The 733-nt window shown below is 47.2% G+C and carries 1 protein-coding gene; it reads left to right on the top strand.

Annotated elements, in window-relative coordinates; translation table 11 throughout:
• Positions 1 to 177 precede the first annotated feature (177 nt).
• On the top strand, positions 178 to 733 hold a 556-nt coding region (locus tag AC3G7N_RS20955), incomplete at its 3' end, for a sensor histidine kinase (RefSeq protein ID WP_489424089.1).

The raw sequence follows: 733 nt of genomic DNA, 5'->3' as shown, positions 1-733 counted from the left end.
GAGGTTCTGGCGCATAAAGGGTTGGGAGATGATCATCACCGGACTGGTGATAAAATTTTCACTTCCCTTTCACACCAAGCGATTGCTTCCAAACAAATGCAAGTTGCCTATTCACGTTCGGAAATACAATGCAGAAACGAGAGCTGCCCATTAGAGGCCGCCATCATGATCCCGATAATGGATGCCAATGATACAACAGGCCTGATTAAGTTTTATTTCCGCAAAGGTCAGCACATACGGCCGGTGGAACTCATGTTGGCCCAAGGTTTGGGACAGCTGATTTCTAATCAACTGAATACCATTGCAGCCGACAAGTTAAAAACACATATACGTGATGCGGAACTGAGAAATCTTCAGGCCCAGATCAACCCGCACTTTCTCTTTAATACACTCCATATGATTGCAGCATTGTTTCGAAAGGATCCGGAAAGAGCGCGGCATATCACCGTCCAGTTAGCACACTATATGCGGTTCAATATTGGACTCGTTTCATCATCACTTGTGTCTCTGGAGAAGGAGTGTCAGCACGTAAAGGCATATATCGATATTATTCAGACCCGCTTCGCCAGCCGTCTACAAATTAATTTTCCTGAAATGGATGAAGCACGGCAAGTTCTTATTCCCCCGTCGACGATGCAGCCGCTCGTCGAGAACGCTGTCCAGCATGGTCTGGAAACCGTGGCCCATGGGGGAATCATAACCGTGCGGATTGAGAGATTGGGGGAATTCATCC

This window comes from Virgibacillus carmonensis (assembly GCF_057836705.1).
The sequence above is the reverse complement of the archived record's forward strand: the minus strand, read 5'-3'. Positions and strand labels throughout refer to the sequence as shown.